The organism is Arthrobacter sp. AL12, assembly GCF_029960645.1.
Lineage (GTDB): Bacteria > Actinomycetota > Actinomycetes > Actinomycetales > Micrococcaceae > Arthrobacter.
Map to the genome: position 1 here is coordinate 249,948 of NZ_JASBQY010000002.1, position 16,260 is coordinate 266,207.

At 68.3% G+C, this 16,260-nt stretch carries 15 protein-coding genes; 13 read left to right on the forward strand and 2 right to left on the reverse strand.

All coding sequences use genetic code 11. The features are described from left to right. Position 1: 1 nt before the first annotated feature. From QK291_RS03935 to QK291_RS03995, 13 genes are all read left to right on the forward strand, one after another. Positions 2-205: a ubiquitin-like protein Pup gene (locus tag QK291_RS03935; RefSeq protein WP_282379306.1), complete on the forward strand. Its 204-nt coding sequence runs from the start codon at positions 2-4 to the stop codon at positions 203-205. Positions 206-296: 91 nt separating this feature from the next. Beyond that, complete coding sequence (gene prcB / locus QK291_RS03940; RefSeq protein WP_282379307.1) at positions 297-1,130, forward strand: proteasome subunit beta; 834 nt, start codon at positions 297-299, stop codon at positions 1,128-1,130. A gap of 1 nt (position 1,131) precedes the next feature. Then, positions 1,132-1,839, forward strand: a complete 708-nt coding sequence (gene prcA, locus QK291_RS03945) for a proteasome subunit alpha (protein WP_282379308.1) — start codon at positions 1,132-1,134, stop codon at positions 1,837-1,839. 1 nt (position 1,840) lies between these two features. Then, positions 1,841-3,205 carry a Pup--protein ligase gene (pafA, locus tag QK291_RS03950; RefSeq protein ID WP_282379309.1) on the forward strand — a complete coding sequence of 455 codons (1,365 nt, stop codon included), beginning with the start codon at positions 1,841-1,843 and terminating at the stop codon, positions 3,203-3,205. 110 nt (positions 3,206-3,315) lie between these two features. Further along, positions 3,316-4,248, forward strand: a complete 933-nt coding sequence (locus QK291_RS03955) for an FKBP-type peptidyl-prolyl cis-trans isomerase (RefSeq protein ID WP_282379311.1) — start codon at positions 3,316-3,318, stop codon at positions 4,246-4,248. Between the two features lie 42 nt (positions 4,249-4,290). Continuing rightward, the gene (locus QK291_RS03960; protein WP_282379313.1) at positions 4,291-4,686 is read left to right on the forward strand and encodes an FKBP-type peptidyl-prolyl cis-trans isomerase; all 396 of its coding nucleotides are present in this window, start codon (positions 4,291-4,293) and stop codon (positions 4,684-4,686) included. A 137-nt stretch (positions 4,687-4,823) separates the two neighbouring features. Next, positions 4,824-6,872 carry a WYL domain-containing protein gene (locus QK291_RS03965; RefSeq protein WP_282379314.1) on the forward strand — a complete coding sequence of 683 codons (2,049 nt, stop codon included), beginning with the start codon at positions 4,824-4,826 and terminating at the stop codon, positions 6,870-6,872. Between the two features lie 26 nt (positions 6,873-6,898). Beyond that, positions 6,899-7,297 (forward strand): hypothetical protein, encoded by a 399-nt coding sequence (locus tag QK291_RS03970; protein WP_282379315.1) that lies wholly within the window; start codon positions 6,899-6,901, stop codon positions 7,295-7,297. A 35-nt stretch (positions 7,298-7,332) separates the two neighbouring features. Next, entirely contained in the window at positions 7,333-7,602 is a 270-nt protein-coding gene (gene tatA / locus QK291_RS03975; RefSeq protein ID WP_282379316.1) for a Sec-independent protein translocase subunit TatA, read from the forward strand. A 48-nt stretch (positions 7,603-7,650) separates the two neighbouring features. Then, complete coding sequence (gene tatC / locus QK291_RS03980; protein ID WP_282379317.1) at positions 7,651-8,445, forward strand: twin-arginine translocase subunit TatC; 795 nt, start codon at positions 7,651-7,653, stop codon at positions 8,443-8,445. 24 nt (positions 8,446-8,469) lie between these two features. After that, positions 8,470-11,364, forward strand: coding sequence for a DEAD/DEAH box helicase (locus QK291_RS03985; RefSeq protein ID WP_282379318.1), 2,895 nt, complete (start codon positions 8,470-8,472; stop codon positions 11,362-11,364). An 88-nt stretch (positions 11,365-11,452) separates the two neighbouring features. Continuing rightward, positions 11,453-13,156, forward strand: a complete 1,704-nt coding sequence (locus QK291_RS03990; protein ID WP_282379319.1) for an amidohydrolase family protein — start codon at positions 11,453-11,455, stop codon at positions 13,154-13,156. Between the two features lie 454 nt (positions 13,157-13,610). Next, positions 13,611-14,360, forward strand: a complete 750-nt coding sequence (locus QK291_RS03995; RefSeq protein ID WP_282379320.1) for a polyprenol monophosphomannose synthase — start codon at positions 13,611-13,613, stop codon at positions 14,358-14,360. A 178-nt stretch (positions 14,361-14,538) separates the two neighbouring features. Here the strand turns inward: QK291_RS03995 and QK291_RS04000 are convergent, their stop codons facing one another. Both QK291_RS04000 and QK291_RS04005 read right to left on the reverse strand, forming a co-directional pair. Further along, positions 14,539-14,886 (reverse strand): RNA polymerase-binding protein RbpA, encoded by a 348-nt coding sequence (locus tag QK291_RS04000; protein WP_282379321.1) that lies wholly within the window; start codon positions 14,884-14,886, stop codon positions 14,539-14,541. A 296-nt stretch (positions 14,887-15,182) separates the two neighbouring features. Beyond that, complete coding sequence (locus QK291_RS04005) at positions 15,183-16,193, reverse strand: SPFH domain-containing protein (RefSeq protein WP_282379323.1); 1,011 nt, start codon at positions 16,191-16,193, stop codon at positions 15,183-15,185. Positions 16,194-16,260: the final 67 nt, after the last annotated feature.

Here is a 16,260-nt window from a genome sequence, read left to right on the forward strand (position 1 = left end):
AATGGCAGGCCAGGAGCAGCAGCAGCCGCAGTCGCGTGACACCGAGGTCGACGAAGACGTCCCCGCCGCACCGCCGGCCTCCGCGGAGGGCCAGGCATCAGCCGCCACCCAGGGCGTCGACGATCTGCTCGATGAGATCGACGGTGTGCTGGAGTCCAACGCCGAGGAATTCGTCCGCGCGTTTGTCCAAAAGGGCGGCCAGTAGCGCACCGCCCGGACCGCGGCGGCCCAGGGGCGCGCCGGCACGGGGCTGAGGGCCGGAAGCCGTTGATTCACTACGTTGAGGGAGTGCACCAGTGCAGGAAACCACCGCCAACCAGGTAGCAGCCAACGCCACGTCCTCCTTCACCGAACATCTGCAGCGCCAGCGCCCGGACTTGCTGCCTTTCGGCCAGCTGCCCTCCGGCCAGCAGTTCCCGGCGGGGAACGCAGCCACTCCCCTGCAGGCGCCGCACGGGACCACCATCGTGGCACTGACCTACGCCGGAGGGGTGCTGATGGCCGGTGACCGACGCGCCACGATGGGCAACGTCATCGCCAGCCGGCATATCGAAAAGGTGTTCCCCGCGGACCAGTATTCCGTGCTCGGCATCGCCGGCACCGCGGGAATCGCGCTCGACATCACCCGGCTCTTCCAGGTCGAGCTCGAACACTACGAGAAGATCGAGGGGACACTCCTGAGCCTCGATGGCAAAGCCAACCGCCTCGGGGCGATGGTCCGCAGCAACCTGCCCATGGCGATGCAGGGCCTCGCCGTTGTCCCGCTGTTTGCAGGCTTCGACCGTCCCACGGGCCTGGGGCGGCTCTTCTCCTACGACGTCACCGGCGGACGGTACGAGGAGCAGGAACACCACACCGTCGGTTCCGGATCGATGTTCGCGCGCGGCGCGCTCAAGAAACTCTGGCGGCCCAACCTCCCCGAACCGGACGCCGTCTCCGTCGCCGTCGAAGCGCTCTACGACGCTGCCGACGACGACTCCGCCACCGGCGGCCCCGACCCCGTCCGGCAGCTCTGGCCGGTGGTGTACGTCGTCAACCGGACAGGTGCCGTCCGGGTTCCGGATCGCGAGCTCGCGGCCATGGCCGGCGCCATCATCGAGTCCCGGGCCGTTGCCCAGCGGGAGGCCTGAGATGACCCAGCAGTTCTACGTATCGCCCGAACAACTGATGAAGGACCGCGCGGATTTCGCGCGGAAGGGCATCGCCCGCGGGCGCTCCGTAGTGGTCATCAGCTGCCGCGACGGGATTGCCCTGGTGGCCGAAAACCCCTCGCCGTCCCTGCATAAGATCGGCGAGATCTACGACAAGATCGCGTTCGCCGCCGTGGGCAAGTACAACGAGTTCGAGAGCCTCCGGCAGGCCGGGGTCCGGTACGCGGATGTCCGCGGCTACTCCTACGACCGGGAGGACGTCACGGCCCGTGGTCTCGCCAGCGTCTACGCGCAGAGCCTCGGGGCGGTGTTCACCGCGGAACAAAAACCCTTCGAAGTCGAACTGGCCGTGGCCGAGGTGGGCTCCTCCCCGGAAGAGGACCACCTCTACCGGCTGACCTTCGACGGGTCGATCGCCGACGAGAAGGGCTTCATCGTGATGGGCGGCCAGGCGGACAAAGTCTCAGAGGCCGTCGCGGCGGGCTGGCAGGGCGCACTGGACTTCGCCGGCGCCATCAGGCTTGCGCTGGCCGGCCTCGTGGCGGACAAGGAAACCACCACGCTGCCGCCGTCGGCCGTGGAGGTGGCGGTGCTGGACCGCGGCTCGGAGAGCAGCCGCGGCACCCGCCGGGCGTTCCGCAGGCTTGAGGACGCAGATGTCACGGCATTGCTCGCTGAGGAGAACTGAGATGGACAAGCGCATTTTCGGCATTGAGACCGAGTTCGGGATTTCCTATTCGAGCCCGGAGTCACGCCCACTGGCCCCCGAAGAGGTGGCCCGCTACCTGTTCCGCAAGGTGGTCAGCTGGGGGAGGTCCTCCAATGTTTTCCTGACCAACGGCTCCAGGCTCTACCTCGACGTCGGCTCCCACCCGGAGTACGCCACCGCGGAATGCGACGACCTCGCCCAGCTGATCGCGCATGACCGGGCCGGGGAACTCATCCTGGACGACCTGGTGGACGAGGCGCAGGAACGGCTCGCGGCGGAGGGCTTCAACGGCACCGTGTACCTGTTCAAGAACAATACCGACTCCGCCGGAAATTCCTACGGCAGCCACGAGAACTACCTCATCCCGCGGCGCGGCGAGTTCTCCCGGCTGGCCGAGATCCTGATTCCGTTCCTCGTGACCCGGCAGCTGATCGCCGGGGCCGGGAAGATCCTCAAGACCCCGCACGGGGCCACGTTCGCGTTCTCCCAGCGTGCCGACCACATCTGGGAGGGCGTCTCCTCCGCCACCACCAGGTCCCGCCCGATCATCAACACCCGCGACGAGCCGCACGCCGACGCCGAATTCTACCGCCGGCTGCACGTGATCGTGGGCGACTCCAACATGTCCGAAACGACGGCGCTGCTCAAGGTCGGAACCGTGGACCTGATCCTGCGGATGATCGAAGCCGGGGTCATCATGCGCGACATGCGGATGGAGAACCCGATCCGCAGCATCCGGGAAATCTCCCATGACCTCAGCGGCCGCGCGCTGGTCCGGCTCGCCAACGGCCGGCAGCTCACCGCGCTGGAAATCCAGCGCGAATACCTGGGCAAGGTCACGGCCTTCGTCGCCGAACAGGGTGCCCACAACCCCCACGTACCGCTGATCCTGGACCTCTGGGAACGCACCCTCGATGCGATCGAGAGCGGTGACACCAGCAGGATCGACACCGAAGTGGACTGGGCGATCAAGAAAAAGCTCATGGACAACTACCGTGCACGGCACAACCTGGGCCTGGACGCGCCCCGGATTGCCCAGCTGGACCTGACCTACCACGACATCTCCCGAACCCGCGGACTCTACTACCTGCTCCAGTCCCGCGGGGCCGTACGCCGTGTGGTCGATGACACCGCGGTCAAAGATGCGGTGGATGCCCCGCCACAGACCACCCGCGCCAAGCTCCGCGGCGACTTCGTCCGGCGGGCGCAGGAACTGGGCCGCGACTACACCGTGGACTGGGTGCACCTGAAGCTCAACGACCGTGCCCACCAGACCCTGCTCTGCAAGGACCCGTTCCGCAGCGTGGACGAGCGGGTGGACGCCCTGCTGGACTCTATGGGCTGATACCCAGCTTTCCACGTTATTCTGAAGGGGTGCCGTTCGCGGCCAACGCTTGCTTTGCCGCTGGCAGTTGCCCGGCGAGGCGTCCATCCTGCCCCGACGAAAGTTCTTAAGTGCGCCGACTACTAGCAATTCTTCTACCCGGACTGCTGCTGCTGACCGCCTGCGGCGGCGGAGAACCAGCCGCCCCGGAACCCACCAGCCAGTCCGCCGGCGAGACCGCCAAGCTGGACTCCCTCAAGCTGACGGAGAACGGCGATAAGAAGGCACCCGGTGTTGAATTCACCAAGCCCCTTGAGGTCAAGGAACCCACCGTCAAGGTGGTCAAGGACGGCGAAGGTGACAGGGTCAAGGCCAACCAGGTCGCCTCGATCTCCATCGTTGCCCTGAGCGGCAAGGACGGCTCCACCCTGGAGGACACCTTCCCGAAGGACCCGGAGGAGCTCGAACTGAACGACGCCCTCAAGACTGAGAGCCCCGTCATCTACAACGCCTTCGTAGGCGCTAAGATCGGCACCCACCTCGCCCTGGCCGTTCCCGGCGCGGCGGCCGCTGAAGGCGCCGAGGCGCAGCCCACCCAGCTCCTCGTCGTCAAGGTGCTCTCCGCCAAGGACGCACCCAAGGTCCTGGACAAGCCCGAGGGCGAAACGGTCACTCCGCCCGCCGGCCTGCCGACCGTCAAGGACAATGACAAGGGCATCCCGGAGATCTCCGTCGAAGGCGTCGCCGCCCCGACCGCCCTCGTGTCCCAGGACCTCATCAAGGGCACCGGCCCCGAAGTTAAGGAAACCGACACCCTCACCGTGAACTACGTGGGTGTGGCCCTTGAAGGCGGCAAGGTCTTCGACTCCAGCTTCGACCGCGGCGAGAAGGCCACCTTCCCGCTCACCGGCGTCATCAAGGGCTGGACCCAGGGCCTGAACGGCAAGAAGGTCGGCTCCCGCGTTCTCCTGGTCATCCCCAAGGACCTCGCTTACGGCGACGAGGGCAAGGGCGATGCGAAGGGCGACCTCGTCTTCGTCGTCGACATCCTCGGCGTCAAATAACCACCCGCACCACACCCCAAAGCCACGCTAGAAGGAGCAACCATGTCATTTGGACAGCGCAACACTGACCGCCAGAAGCCGGAAATTGACTTCCCGGAAGGCCCCGTGCCCACCGACCTGGTCATCACCGACCTCATCGAGGGCGACGGCGCCGAAGCCAAGGCCGGCGACACCGTTTCCACCCACTACGTCGGCGTGGCCTGGTCCACCGGCGAAGAGTTCGACGCCTCCTGGGGCCGCGGCGCACCGCTCGACTTCCGCGTCGGCGTCGGCCAGGTCATCCAGGGCTGGGACCAGGGCCTGCTGGGCATGAAGGTCGGCGGCCGCCGCCGGCTCGAAATCCCCTCCGAGCTGGCCTACGGCCCGCGCGGCGCCGGCGGCGCGATCGGCCCCAACGAGGCCCTGATCTTCGTCGTCGACCTCGTCGCTGTCCGCTAGCATTCAGCGGAAGTACCGGCGGCCGGCCTGACCGGACGCCGTCCTGCGTCACGAAGCGCGGTAACAATCGGGAAAGTTCTTCCGGCTGTTGCCGCGCTTTTGTCAGTTTCGGGCGCGGACTTTAGTAGCCTTGCGGGGTGTCAGCCTCCCGTACCGAACGCCTCCTGAACCTGCTCATCGCCCTGCTCAACACCACCTACGGCCTGCGCCGGAGTGAACTGCGCGAGAAGGTCTACCACGACACCAGCAGCACCGACGTCGCCTTCGGACGGATGTTCGAACGGGACAAGGGCGAACTGCGGCGGTTCGGCTTCGACGTCGAGACCGTCACGGACAAGGGCTGGGGTTCGGATGATCCGGCCACCACCCGCTACCGGATCGGCAAGGACTCCAACCGGCTTCCGGACGTCAGCCTCACCCCGGCAGAGTGCACCGTGCTCATGCTCGCGGCCCAGCTCTGGGAGCACGCCGCCCTCGGCTCCGCAGCGCTCAACGCTGTGCGGAAGCTGCAGGCCTCCGGCGGCCTGGTCGACGCCGAACTCCCCGCCGGGGTCCAGCCGCGGATCCGCCCCGCGGGACAGGCGTTCGAGGACCTCGTCGCGGCCATGCACGCCCAAAACCCCGTCAGTTTCCGCTACCTCGCCGGCAGCACCGGCAGGGAAGAGGAGCGGCTCGTGGAACCCTGGGGACTCGGCAGCCGCTTCGGCCAGTGGTACCTCGTGGCCCACGACAGGGCCCGGGGGGACAAACGCTTCTTCCGCCTCTCCCGCCTCACCTCCGCCGTGACCGTCCTGGCGCAGGAACGTTTCACCCCGCCGGCGGACTTCAACATGCGCGCCGAACTGGCCGGGCTGGCGGAGCTGCCGGTCCGGACAGCCGCCGTCGACGTCGAGCCCGGCAGGCTGCGCGGACTCCGCAAACGCGCCCTTCCCGGCCCCGCTTCCGGCACCGGCCCCGCTTCCGACACCACCGCCGGGCCAACCGCAACCGGCCGGGACCGCCTCGACGTGCCGTTCCGGGACGTCGAGACGCTGGCCGAGGAACTGGCCTCCTACGGGCCCCTGGCCGTCGCGGTGTCCCCGCCCGAACTCGTCAGCTCCGTACGGCGCCGTCTGGCCGCCGCCGCCGACTTCGCCGCGGCGCCCGTCCCGCCGGTCGCCTTCCCGGCCATCCCCTCGGCGGCCCCTTACCCTGCGGCCGCCTTCCCTTCGGGGAAGCCCCGGCCCGGCCGCAAACGCACGTCCGAGGACCAGCTAAGCCGGATGCTCCAGCTGGTGCCGTTCCTGGTGCACAACCAGGGCCTGCACATCAGCGACGTGGCGCAGAAATTCGGGATCACCCGCCAGGAACTGGAAGCGGACCTGCGGATCCTGATCTGCTCCGGACTGCCCGAGGGCTACCCGGACGACCTGCTGGATATCCAGTGGGACGACGACCACGTCACGATCTCCGAGCATCTCGACCTGAACCGGCCCGTCCGCTTCACCGTCGAGGAGGCCTGCGCCCTGCTGACAGGGCTGGAGACGCTCAACGGGCTGCCCGAACTGGCCGAGGGCAGCGCCCTGGAATCGGTCACGCTCAAACTCATGGCAGCGGCGGGGGAGGAAGGCCTCAAAGCGGCCGCCCTGTCCGGCCCCGAGGTGGGGCCCGGGAATTCCGCAGCGCTGGAAACAGCGCGCGAAGCCATCCGGACCGGCACCCAGCTGCGGCTGCGCTACTTCTCGCCGCTGCGGGACACGGTCTCCGAACGCAACATCGATCCGCTCCGGCTTTACTCGCTGGACAACACCTGGTACCTCGAGGCCTACTGCCATTCCGCGCAGGGGCTGCGCAACTTCCGGCTGGACCGGATCGAAGCCCTTGAAAGCACGGGCCTGCCTGCCTCGGAAACGGCGCCGCCGGGCAGCAGTTTCCCCGTCAAACTCTTCACCCCGAACGACGACGACACCGTGGTGGTGGTTGAGCTGACCCGCCGCGGCACCGGGCTGGCCGATGAGTACTACGCGGAGCGGACGGCGGAGCTCCCCGGCGGCGGGCTGCTCGCCGAAATCCGCTTCGGCAGCACCGACTGGCTGCCGATGTTCGTGGCCCAGCACGGCGGGACGGCCCGGATCCTGCAGCCCGAAGAACTCGCGGCGGCGTCCCGGACGTGGCTGGCCGCCGGCCTGGCCAATTATGAAGACTAGCCGGTGCGGCGGATAGACTACTCAGCATGCCTTGGTGGTCCTGGATCGTGATCTGGATAGCGCTCGTTGCGCTGTCACTGTTGTTCTTTGTTGTGCTCGGCGCCCGGTTGTTCCGGCAGTTTATGGCCACGGCCAAGGAACTCGGCGAAGCGGGGGGGCGGTTTTCCACGTTGCCGTCCGGCCCGGCCACCTCCGGTTCAGCCGATGTTCATCCGGGCCGCGTAGGCTCGGACGGCGACGATGCGGGGGACGGATCCGGTCCGTGCGTAGGACCCGGATCCGCCGTTTTCTCCTCTCCCGTACAGATGGGGCATGACTACCGCGCGGCCAAAATCGCCCGCCAGGAATCCCGCCGCCGGCGCCGCGTCCAGCGCAAGCGGGACCGCGTGCAGCCCCAGCGGCTGCACGACATCGAATTGACTTAGACGTAGGATGTATTCAAACGAAAGGACCTCACATTATGAGGCTTGAAGGCTGGCATCTCATCATCATCATCGTTCTGGCTCTGGTGCTTTTCGCTGCACCCAAGCTGCCCGGCATGGCCCGGAGCCTGGGCCAGTCGATGCGCATCTTCAAGTCCGAAGTCCGGGAGATGAAGAAGGACGGCGCCGCAGACGCTGCGGACGGCTCCGAGCCCGTCGAAGGCCGGGTCGTGAACCACCCGAAGTCCGCCGGCACGGAAACCCGCACCGGAGACGGAACCGACGTTCCGCCGCCGAACCGCGCCTAACACCGCGTGGCAGTAACCATGGGCCGCCGGTCGAACCCCGAGGGGAGGATGGCGCTCCTCGACCACCTGAAAGAGCTGCGGAACCGTCTCTTCAAGTCCGCGATCGCCGTCGTGCTGGGGACCGTCGTCGGGTTCCTCGTGTACCAGCCCATGCTTGCGGCGCTCATCAAACCAATCGCTGACCTCAATGAACATGAGGGCCGGCAGGCGACGCTGAACTTCGATGGTGTGGCCAGCTCTTTTGACCTCATGATCCAGGTTTCCGTCTTCCTGGGCCTGATCGTGGCGAGCCCGGTCTGGCTGTACCAGCTGTGGGCCTTCATCGTCCCCGGCCTGCACAAGAAGGAACGCCGGATGGCACTGTCCTTCGTGGCCGCCGCCGTTCCGCTGTTTGTGGGCGGCGTCCTGCTGGCCTGGCTGGTCCTCCCGAACGCGGTCCGGGTCCTGACCGATTTCACCCCCTCCGGGGGCTCCAACTTCATCAGCGCCCAGGTGTACTTGTCGTTTGTGCTGCGGCTCCTGCTGGCCTTCGGCATCGCCTTCCTGCTGCCGGTGGTCCTCGTCGGGCTGAACCTGGCCGGGATCATCAAAGGCAAGCAGCTGGTCAAGAGCTGGCGCATCACGGTGTTCCTCGTCTGCCTCTTCGCCGCCATGGCGGCGCCCGGCGCGGACGCGATGAGCATGTTCTACCTTGCCGGGCCGATGCTGCTCCTGTTCTTCGCCGCCATCGGTCTGTGCCTGCTCAACGACCGCCGCCGCGAACGGCGGGCCGTCAAACGGGCCGCCGAGACCGAAGCCACCGCGGACCGGGCGACTCCCAGCTCCGAGCTGGAGAATCTCTAGGCCATGGCGCACTAGGCTGGAAGCATGTCCTCACTACCCGGGCCGGAATCGCCGTCTGACCGCTACCGCGCCAGTGCCGAGCGGGCCGCAGAAGCCAAAACCTATCTGGGCGGCTTCATCCGTTCGCTCGCTTTCGAACTCGACGACTTCCAGCGCGAGGCGTGCCTGTCCCTGCAGGCCGGCCGGGGCGTCCTGGTGGCCGCCCCCACCGGAGCCGGGAAGACCATCGTGGGGGAGTTCGCCATCTACCTGGCGCTCCAGCGCGGCCTCAAGGCCTTCTACACGACCCCGATCAAGGCCCTGTCCAACCAGAAGTATTCCGAGCTGGCCGACAAGTACGGTGCCGACCGGGTGGGCCTGCTGACCGGCGACACGTCCATCAACGGCGACGCCCCCGTCGTCGTGATGACCACCGAGGTCCTCCGCAACATGCTCTACGCGGACTCCAGCACCCTGGCCGACCTCGGCTACGTCGTGATGGACGAGGTGCACTACCTCGCGGACCGCTTCCGCGGGGCCGTCTGGGAAGAGGTCATCATCCACCTGCCCAGCGAGGTCCAGGTCGCCTCGCTCAGCGCCACCGTCTCCAACGCCGAGGAGTTCGGCGCCTGGCTGGACACGGTGCGCGGCCAGACCGACGTCATCGTGTCCGAGCACCGCCCGGTGCCGCTGTGGCAGCACGTGATGGTCGGACGGAAGATCGTGGACCTCTTCGCCGGCGACACCAGCTTCGATGAGATCGCCCCGGCCGGCGAGGCCGCTGTCGCCGCCGTGTCCGCCACCGCGGAAACCGCCGACCTGGCTGCCCGCCCCGGCTTCGAGGTCAACCCTGAGCTGCTTTCCATGGCCCGCGCCGAGAGCCAGATGAACTTCCGCGGACGCTTCGGCCAGGGCGGCCGCGGCGTCCGGCGCCAGCGGAACCAGCGCGACGACGCACCGCAGGGCGGCCCCCGCAGCCCGGTCCGGAAGGCCAGCCGCCCCCAGGTCATCGCCAGCCTGGACCGGCAGGACCTGTTGCCGGCCATCACCTTCATCTTTTCCCGCGCGGGCTGCGACGCAGCGGTGGCGCAGTGCGTCGCGGCCGGGCTGTGGCTGACCACCGAGCAGGAACAGCTCATCATTGCCCGGCGCGTCGACGAGGCCGCCCAGGACATCCCCTCCGACGACCTGGACGTGCTCGGCTTCTGGAGCTGGCGCGACGGGCTGCTCCGCGGCCTGGCGGCCCATCACGCCGGCATGCTGCCCACCTTCAAAGAAGTCGTCGAGAAACTCTTCGTCGACGGGCTCGTCAAGGCCGTGTTCGCGACCGAAACCCTGGCGCTGGGGGTCAACATGCCGGCACGTTCCGTCGTGCTGGAGAAGCTCGACAAGTTCAACGGCGAAGCGCACGTCAACATCACCGCGGGGGAGTACACGCAGCTGACCGGTCGCGCCGGCCGCCGCGGGATCGACGTCGAAGGCCACGCCGTCGTGCTGTGGCAGCCCGGCACGGATCCGGCATCCGTCGCCGGCCTCGCCTCGCGGCGCACCTACCCGCTGAACTCCAGCTTCCGGCCCACGTACAACATGTCGATCAACCTGCTGGCGCAATTCGGCCGGCCCCGGGCCCGGGAGATCCTCGAATCCTCCTTCGCCCAGTTCCAGGCCGACCGCTCCGTCGTCGGGCTGGCCAAACAGGTCCGCAGCCGCGAGGAATCCCTGGCCGGCTTCAGCAAGGCGATGAGCTGCCACCTGGGCGACTTCACCGACTACTCCCGGATCCGGCGGGCGCTCTCCGACGCCGAGAAAAACGCCTCCCAGACCAGCTCCCGGGCCAGGAAATCCGTGACCGAGGATTCCCTGAGCAGGCTGCTCCCCGGGGACGTGGTGGATGTACCCACCGGCCGGGCGCCCGGACTCGCCGTCGTCCTCAGCTCCGACCACCACTCCCGCGAACCGCGGCCCGCCGTGATGACCCTGGACAACCAGCTGCGGCGGATCGGCACCCAGGACGTGGAAGGGCCGCTGGCTCCCATCACGCGGGTCCGGATCCCGAAATCCTTCAACGCCAAGGTGCCCAAGTCACGGCGCGACCTGGCGTCCTCGGTCCGGAATGCCCTCCGGGAAAACCGTCCCTCTGCGCCGCCGAGCCGGAACGACGACTTCGGCCGAGCCGCTGCCCTGCCGGACCAGGAAAAGAGAATCGCTGAGCTGCGCCGCGAACTCCGCGCGCACCCGTGCCATGGCTGCAGCGAACGCGAGGACCACGCACGCTGGTCCGAGCGCTACTGGAAGCTCCGCCAGGAGACCGACGGGCTGGTGCGCCAGATCCAGGGCCGCACCAACACGATCGCCAAGACCTTCGACCGGGTCTGCGGCGTCCTGTCCGGCTACGGCTACCTAAAAACCTCCGACGCCGGCGTGCTGACCATCAGCCCCGACGGGCAGCGGCTCCGCCGGATCTACGGCGAGAAGGACCTGCTGATTTCCCAGTCCCTGCGCCTGGGCGCCTTCGGCGACCTGGACGCCGCCGAGGTCGCCGCCCTCGCCAGCATCCTGGTCTACCAGGCCAAACGCGAGGACCGCGGGCTTCGGCCCAAGATGCCGAGCGTGTCACTGGAATCCGCCGTCGACATCGTGGTGCGTGAATGGTCCGCTCTGGAGGACATCGAGGAAGCCAGCAAGCTCCCTCTGACCGGTGAACCCGAACTCGGCCTGGTCTGGCCGATTTTCAAGTGGGCCAAGGGCCGGCACCTGCAGGACGTCCTCAGCGGCACCGACCTGGCAGCGGGCGACTTCGTCCGCTGGGTCAAACAGGTTATCGACCTGCTGGACCAGCTCGCGAAGATCCCGTCGCTGGACCCCAGGGTGTCGCGGCTGTGCGGGGACGCGATCAAGCTCATCAAGCGCGGCGTCGTCGCGTATTCCTCCGTGGCCTGACCGCCGCGGCCGGCCCTCGGGCCGGAACATCCCGTCGTCGAACACGTCCGGCCCGCGCCGGCCGCCAGCAACAAGGAGTCCCCGAGCCATGACCGATTCACCGGCCGCCCCCGCGCCGCACAAGGTAACGCTGTACCGCAACGGCTCCGTGTACACCGCCGCCGATCCCTTTGCGACGGCGATGCTGGTCGACGGCGACACCGTCGCTTGGGTCGGCTCCGAGCAGGCGGCCACCTCGATTGCCGACGCCACGATGGAGGTCATCGACCTGCGCGGCGCGCTGCTCGCCCCCGGCTTCGTCGATTCCCACGTCCATCTCACCGAAACAGGGATCGCCCTGGACTCGCTGCAGCTCGGCGGGGTCCGCTCGGCCCGGGAACTGCTCGACGCCGTTGCCGCCTCCTGCGTCTCCGCTTCCAGCGCCGGCGGCACCGTGCTGGGCCATGGCTGGGACGAGACCCGGTGGGCGGACCCCGCCCTGCCCACGCGCGAGGAACTGGAACGCGCCGCAGGCGGCCGGCAGGTCTACCTCTCCCGGGTCGACGTGCACTCGGCCCTCGTATCCTCCTCGCTGGCGGCAGTCGCAGGCCTCTCCGGCATTGACGGCTCCGGGGTCGACGGCTCCGGCGTTGACGGCTCCGGGGTCGACGGCTCCCTGGCGGGCGGGCAGGTCAAGCGGGCCGCCCACACGGCGGCCCGGCTCGCGGCGCGCCAGCTGCCCGCCGCGGCGCTGCGGGGCTACCAGCAGCGGGCCCTCGCCGAGGCGGCGGCCAACGGCTACGTGGCCCTGGCGGAAATGGCGGCCCCGCACATCGGCAGCATCGAGGACCTGCAGCTCGCCGCTGCCTGGAACACCGGCCCGGACGCGGTGCCGGAGATCCTGCCGTTCTGGGGCGAGCTGGCCGGCTCCGCGGAACATGCCCGGTCCATCCTGGACGGCCTGGGCGTGCCTGTCCTCGGCCTCGCGGGGGACCTGAACATCGACGGCTCGATCGGTTCGCGGACCGCGGCCCTGCGGGCGGACTACAGCGACGCCGCAGGGGAGCGCGGCAGCCTTTGCCTCTCATCCGCGGAGGCGGCGGCCCACCTCGCGGCGTGCTCGCTGCTGGGGGTCCAGGCAGGCTTCCACGTCATCGGCGACGCGGGCCTCGACGCCGCGCTGGACGCGCTGGACCGTGCGGCGGCCGAGGTCGGAGAGCAGAGGGTCCGCGCCGCGGGCCACCGCTTGGAACACGTCGAGCTCGCCGATGCAGAGTCCATCCGCCGGCTGGCCACCTACTCCGTTACGGTCAGCGCACAGCCCGGTTTCGATGCTGCCTGGGGCGCGGCGGACGGCCTTTACCAGCAGCGCCTGGGATCCCGGCGCAGCGGCATGAACCCCTTTGCCTCCCTCTACGCCGCCGGCGTCCCGATCTGCTTCGGCAGTGACAGCCCGGTCACGCCGCTGCGGCCCTGGTCCAGCGTCCGGGCCTGCCTGCAGCACAACAACCCGGCGGAACGCATCTCTGCCCGCGCCGCGTTCCTCGGCCACACCCGTGCCGGCTGGCGGGCTGCCCGGTACCGGAACCCGATGGCCGGCCAGCTGGTACCCGGCGCCCCCGCCAGCTTCGCCGTGTGGGAAGTCGAGGAGCTGATGGTCCAGGTGGCTGACGGCCGGGTCCAGTCCTGGAGCACGGACCCCCGCGCGCGGACGCCGCTGCTGCCGGCACTGGACGCCGGTTCCGAGCCGGCGTGCCTGCAGACCGTCAGGGACGGCCGGGAACTGTTCGCCAGCGGCTCGCTGCGCGGCTGACGGCCGGCGCCGGAAGAGGCCGGCCGGGCCCGAAACTTTGCCGGCCGGAAGGCGGTCCTGACCTGCGGCGACGGATGAAACGGCAGGTCACGGAGCGGTTGACAGATCGGGGCCGCCCCGTAGCATTGAGGGGCAACGGAGGGTTGTGTAAGCGGCAGACTCCGGACGTCCCCCGGCCAGTTCCAGGTTGCCGCCAGTGCGGCAGCTTGCCCGGTCATGGCCATGGGTACTCCCAGGGGGCGGGTCCACTTCGCAGCAGAAAACGGTTCCGGCGGCGCTTTTCGCGCCCTGCCGGAACTGGCCCGAGGCGGGTGGACCTGCCCGGTGACGTGCCCGGGGACCGGCATCGGCCTCAGCGGCCCCGGCGACTCCCTATAATGGAGAGTTGCGCCTGGTGTCAGCTATGCTCTGACCGCCCGGCTCTCGACCGCTCTCTTCAAGGAAAGGCCCCGCTGTGCGTGTCCTCACGATCATCCCGACCTACAACGAGCTGGAATCGTTGCCCAAGACCCTCGGACGGCTCCGCACCGCGGTGCCGGACTCCGACGTCCTGGTTGTCGACGACAACAGCCCCGACGGCACCGGGCAGCTGGCGGACCGCTTCGCCGCCGAGGACAGCCAGGTCCACGTCCTGCACCGCGCCGGCAAGGCCGGACTTGGAGCGGCCTACATCGCCGGTTTCAAGTGGGGGCTCGCCGCCGGTTACGACATCCTCGTGGAGATGGACGCCGACGGCTCGCACCAGCCGGAGCAGCTTCCCCAGCTGATCGAGGCCGTGGAGCAGGGTGCCGACCTGGCCATGGGTTCCCGCTGGGTGCCCGGCGGCAGTGTCGTCAACTGGCCGCTGTACCGGCAGGCGATCTCCCGTGTGGGCAGCACGTATGCCCGGATCATGCTGGGCATCAAGATCAAGGACGTCACCGGCGGCTTCCGTGCGTTCCGCCGCAGCACGCTGGAGAAACTGGACCTGAGCACCGTCGACTCGGTCGGCTACGGCTTCCAGGTGGACCTGGCCTGGCGCGTCGCCAAGCTCGGCCTGACCATTGTCGAACGCCCCATCACTTTCGTCGAGCGCGAGCTGGGCGACTCGAAGATGAGCGGAAACATCGTGGTCGAGGCCATGATCAATGTCACCCGGTGGGGCCTCACCGCCCGCTGGAACACGCTCGCCGGAAAGCTCCCCGGCAAGAACGCCCCCAAGTAGGGCCGACAATAGCGGCCTTGCCCCGTGAGGGAAAAGCAAAGGGCCGGTCGTGCATCGTCGATGACGGTGCGTGACCGGCCCTTCCCAGAGCAACGCGGGGTCACCTCCAGCCCATCCGATGCCTCAGGATGGGCCGGAAGTGACCCCGCGTTGCTTGTTGTGGCGGTGCGGGGGCTGTTTAGGCCGAGCGCCGTTCGCCGCGGCGTTCTCGCAGGATCGTCAGACGGTCCTCAAGGATCTGCTCGAGTTCGGGCAGCGACCGACGTTCCAGGAGCATGTCCCAGTGCGTGCGGACTGCCTTCTCGTTAGGGTTCACGGGGCGTTCGCCGTCGACGAGCAAGGCTTCCTTGCCGGTCTTCGACACCCATACCGCGGGGATCTCCGCTTCGGAGGAGAAGGTCACGAATACCGGCTCACCGTCCGCGCAGCGGTACTCGACCCGCTGGCGCGGAGCCGGCTCGACACCGGATTCGGTCTCCATGCTCTGTGCGCCAAGGCGCATACCCCGCAGGCTGCGATCGCTCATCTTTTCTCCCTCTATTCGGTTCGCAGGGTCATGCCCTGCGTGAGCCGGGGGCTGTGAGACCGCGCCGGACTACTGTCTGCTCTGCGCCGTTTCACTGGACCCAAACCGGATGAATCGTCACTGGATAAAACGCTTAGCGAAGCTAAAATGTTCCGCCGAACTGAACCAGCCGGACAAATATTCAAGTATACGGGAACAGGGCACCCCCGGTAAAGCCTGCGGTGGCGAGGGCAGGTGCCGGGCAACGCAATGGGGAGGCATCCGCTGCGCGGATGCCTCCCCATTCGTCGACGCGCTTAGGCCTCCGGGTGGCCCGGGACGCCGGCGGCGGGCCCTGCGGCCGGACCGGCGGCGGGCGGAGCCGGACGGGTAGCAGCGGGTTCCGCCGCGGCGTCGGAATCGGGGCCGAACAGCCCGTCATTGAACTGCCCGTCCTTGCTGCCGCCGAGCGCGTTGCCGATGCCCTTGAGGGCTTCGCCGACTTCGCTCGGGATGATCCACAGCTTGTTGGCCGAGCCCTCGGCGATCTTCGGCAGGGTCTGCAGGTACTGGTAGGCCAGGAGCTTCTGGTCCGGGTTGCCCTTGTGGATCGCGTCGAAGACCTTCTGGATGGCCTGGGCCTCGCCGTCCGCCCGGAGGATCGCCGCCTTCGCGTCGCCTTCGGCCTTCAGGATCGAGGACTGCCGCTGGCCCTCGGCGGTGAGGATGGCGGACTGCTTGGTGCCTTCCGCGGTCAGGATCGCGGCGCGGCGGTCACGCTCGGCGCGCATCTGCTTCTCCATCGAGTCCTGGATGGAGTGGGGCGGATCGATCGCCTTGAGCTCCACCCGGGAGACGCGGATGCCCCAGCGGCCGGTCGCTTCGTCCAGGACGCCGCGGAGTTGCCCGTTGATCTGGTCACGCGAGGTCAGGGCCTCTTCGAGATTCAGGCCGCCGACGACGTTGCGGAGCGTCGTGGTGGTGAGCTGTTCAACCGCCTGGATATAGTTGGCGATCTCGTACGTGGCCGCCCGCGCGTCGGTGACCTGGAAGTAGACCACCGTGTCAATGGAGACCACGAGGTTGTCCTCGGTGATCACCGGCTGAGGCGGGAAGGAGACCACCTGTTCACGCAGGTCAAGCAGCGGCAGCAGCCGGTCCACGAAGGGGATCAGGATCGTGAGGCCAGGGTTCAGCGTCCGCTGGTACTTGCCCAGCCGTTCGACGACGCCGGCGCGGGCCTGCGGGACTATCCGCACCGCCCGGACGAGCACGATTATTACGAACGCAACGAGAACCAGCAGCACGATTGCGACTGCGATATCCATACATCACCTATTCCCCAGATTGGTCTTGCCATGGTGTGCGGCGGTCTCCCGCCGCCTGCCCGGCGCC

What these genes read in the sequence shown, in the direction of transcription:
- QK291_RS03960 (WP_282379313.1), top strand. Translation starts at nt 4,291, where the DNA reads ATGTCATTTGGACAGCGCAACACTGACCGCCAGAAGCCGGAAATTGAC.
- QK291_RS04005 (WP_282379323.1), bottom strand. Translation starts at nt 16,193, where the DNA reads ATGGATATCGCAGTCGCAATCGTGCTGCTGGTTCTCGTTGCGTTCGTA.
- QK291_RS04000 (WP_282379321.1), bottom strand. Translation starts at nt 14,886, where the DNA reads ATGAGCGATCGCAGCCTGCGGGGTATGCGCCTTGGCGCACAGAGCATG.
- QK291_RS03985 (WP_282379318.1), top strand. Translation starts at nt 8,470, where the DNA reads ATGTCCTCACTACCCGGGCCGGAATCGCCGTCTGACCGCTACCGCGCC.
- tatA (WP_282379316.1), top strand. Translation starts at nt 7,333, where the DNA reads ATGAGGCTTGAAGGCTGGCATCTCATCATCATCATCGTTCTGGCTCTG.
- pafA (WP_282379309.1), top strand. Translation starts at nt 1,841, where the DNA reads ATGGACAAGCGCATTTTCGGCATTGAGACCGAGTTCGGGATTTCCTAT.
- QK291_RS03935 (WP_282379306.1), top strand. Translation starts at nt 2, where the DNA reads ATGGCAGGCCAGGAGCAGCAGCAGCCGCAGTCGCGTGACACCGAGGTC.
- prcA (WP_282379308.1), top strand. Translation starts at nt 1,132, where the DNA reads ATGACCCAGCAGTTCTACGTATCGCCCGAACAACTGATGAAGGACCGC.
- QK291_RS03970 (WP_282379315.1), top strand. Translation starts at nt 6,899, where the DNA reads ATGCCTTGGTGGTCCTGGATCGTGATCTGGATAGCGCTCGTTGCGCTG.
- tatC (WP_282379317.1), top strand. Translation starts at nt 7,651, where the DNA reads ATGGCGCTCCTCGACCACCTGAAAGAGCTGCGGAACCGTCTCTTCAAG.
- QK291_RS03990 (WP_282379319.1), top strand. Translation starts at nt 11,453, where the DNA reads ATGACCGATTCACCGGCCGCCCCCGCGCCGCACAAGGTAACGCTGTAC.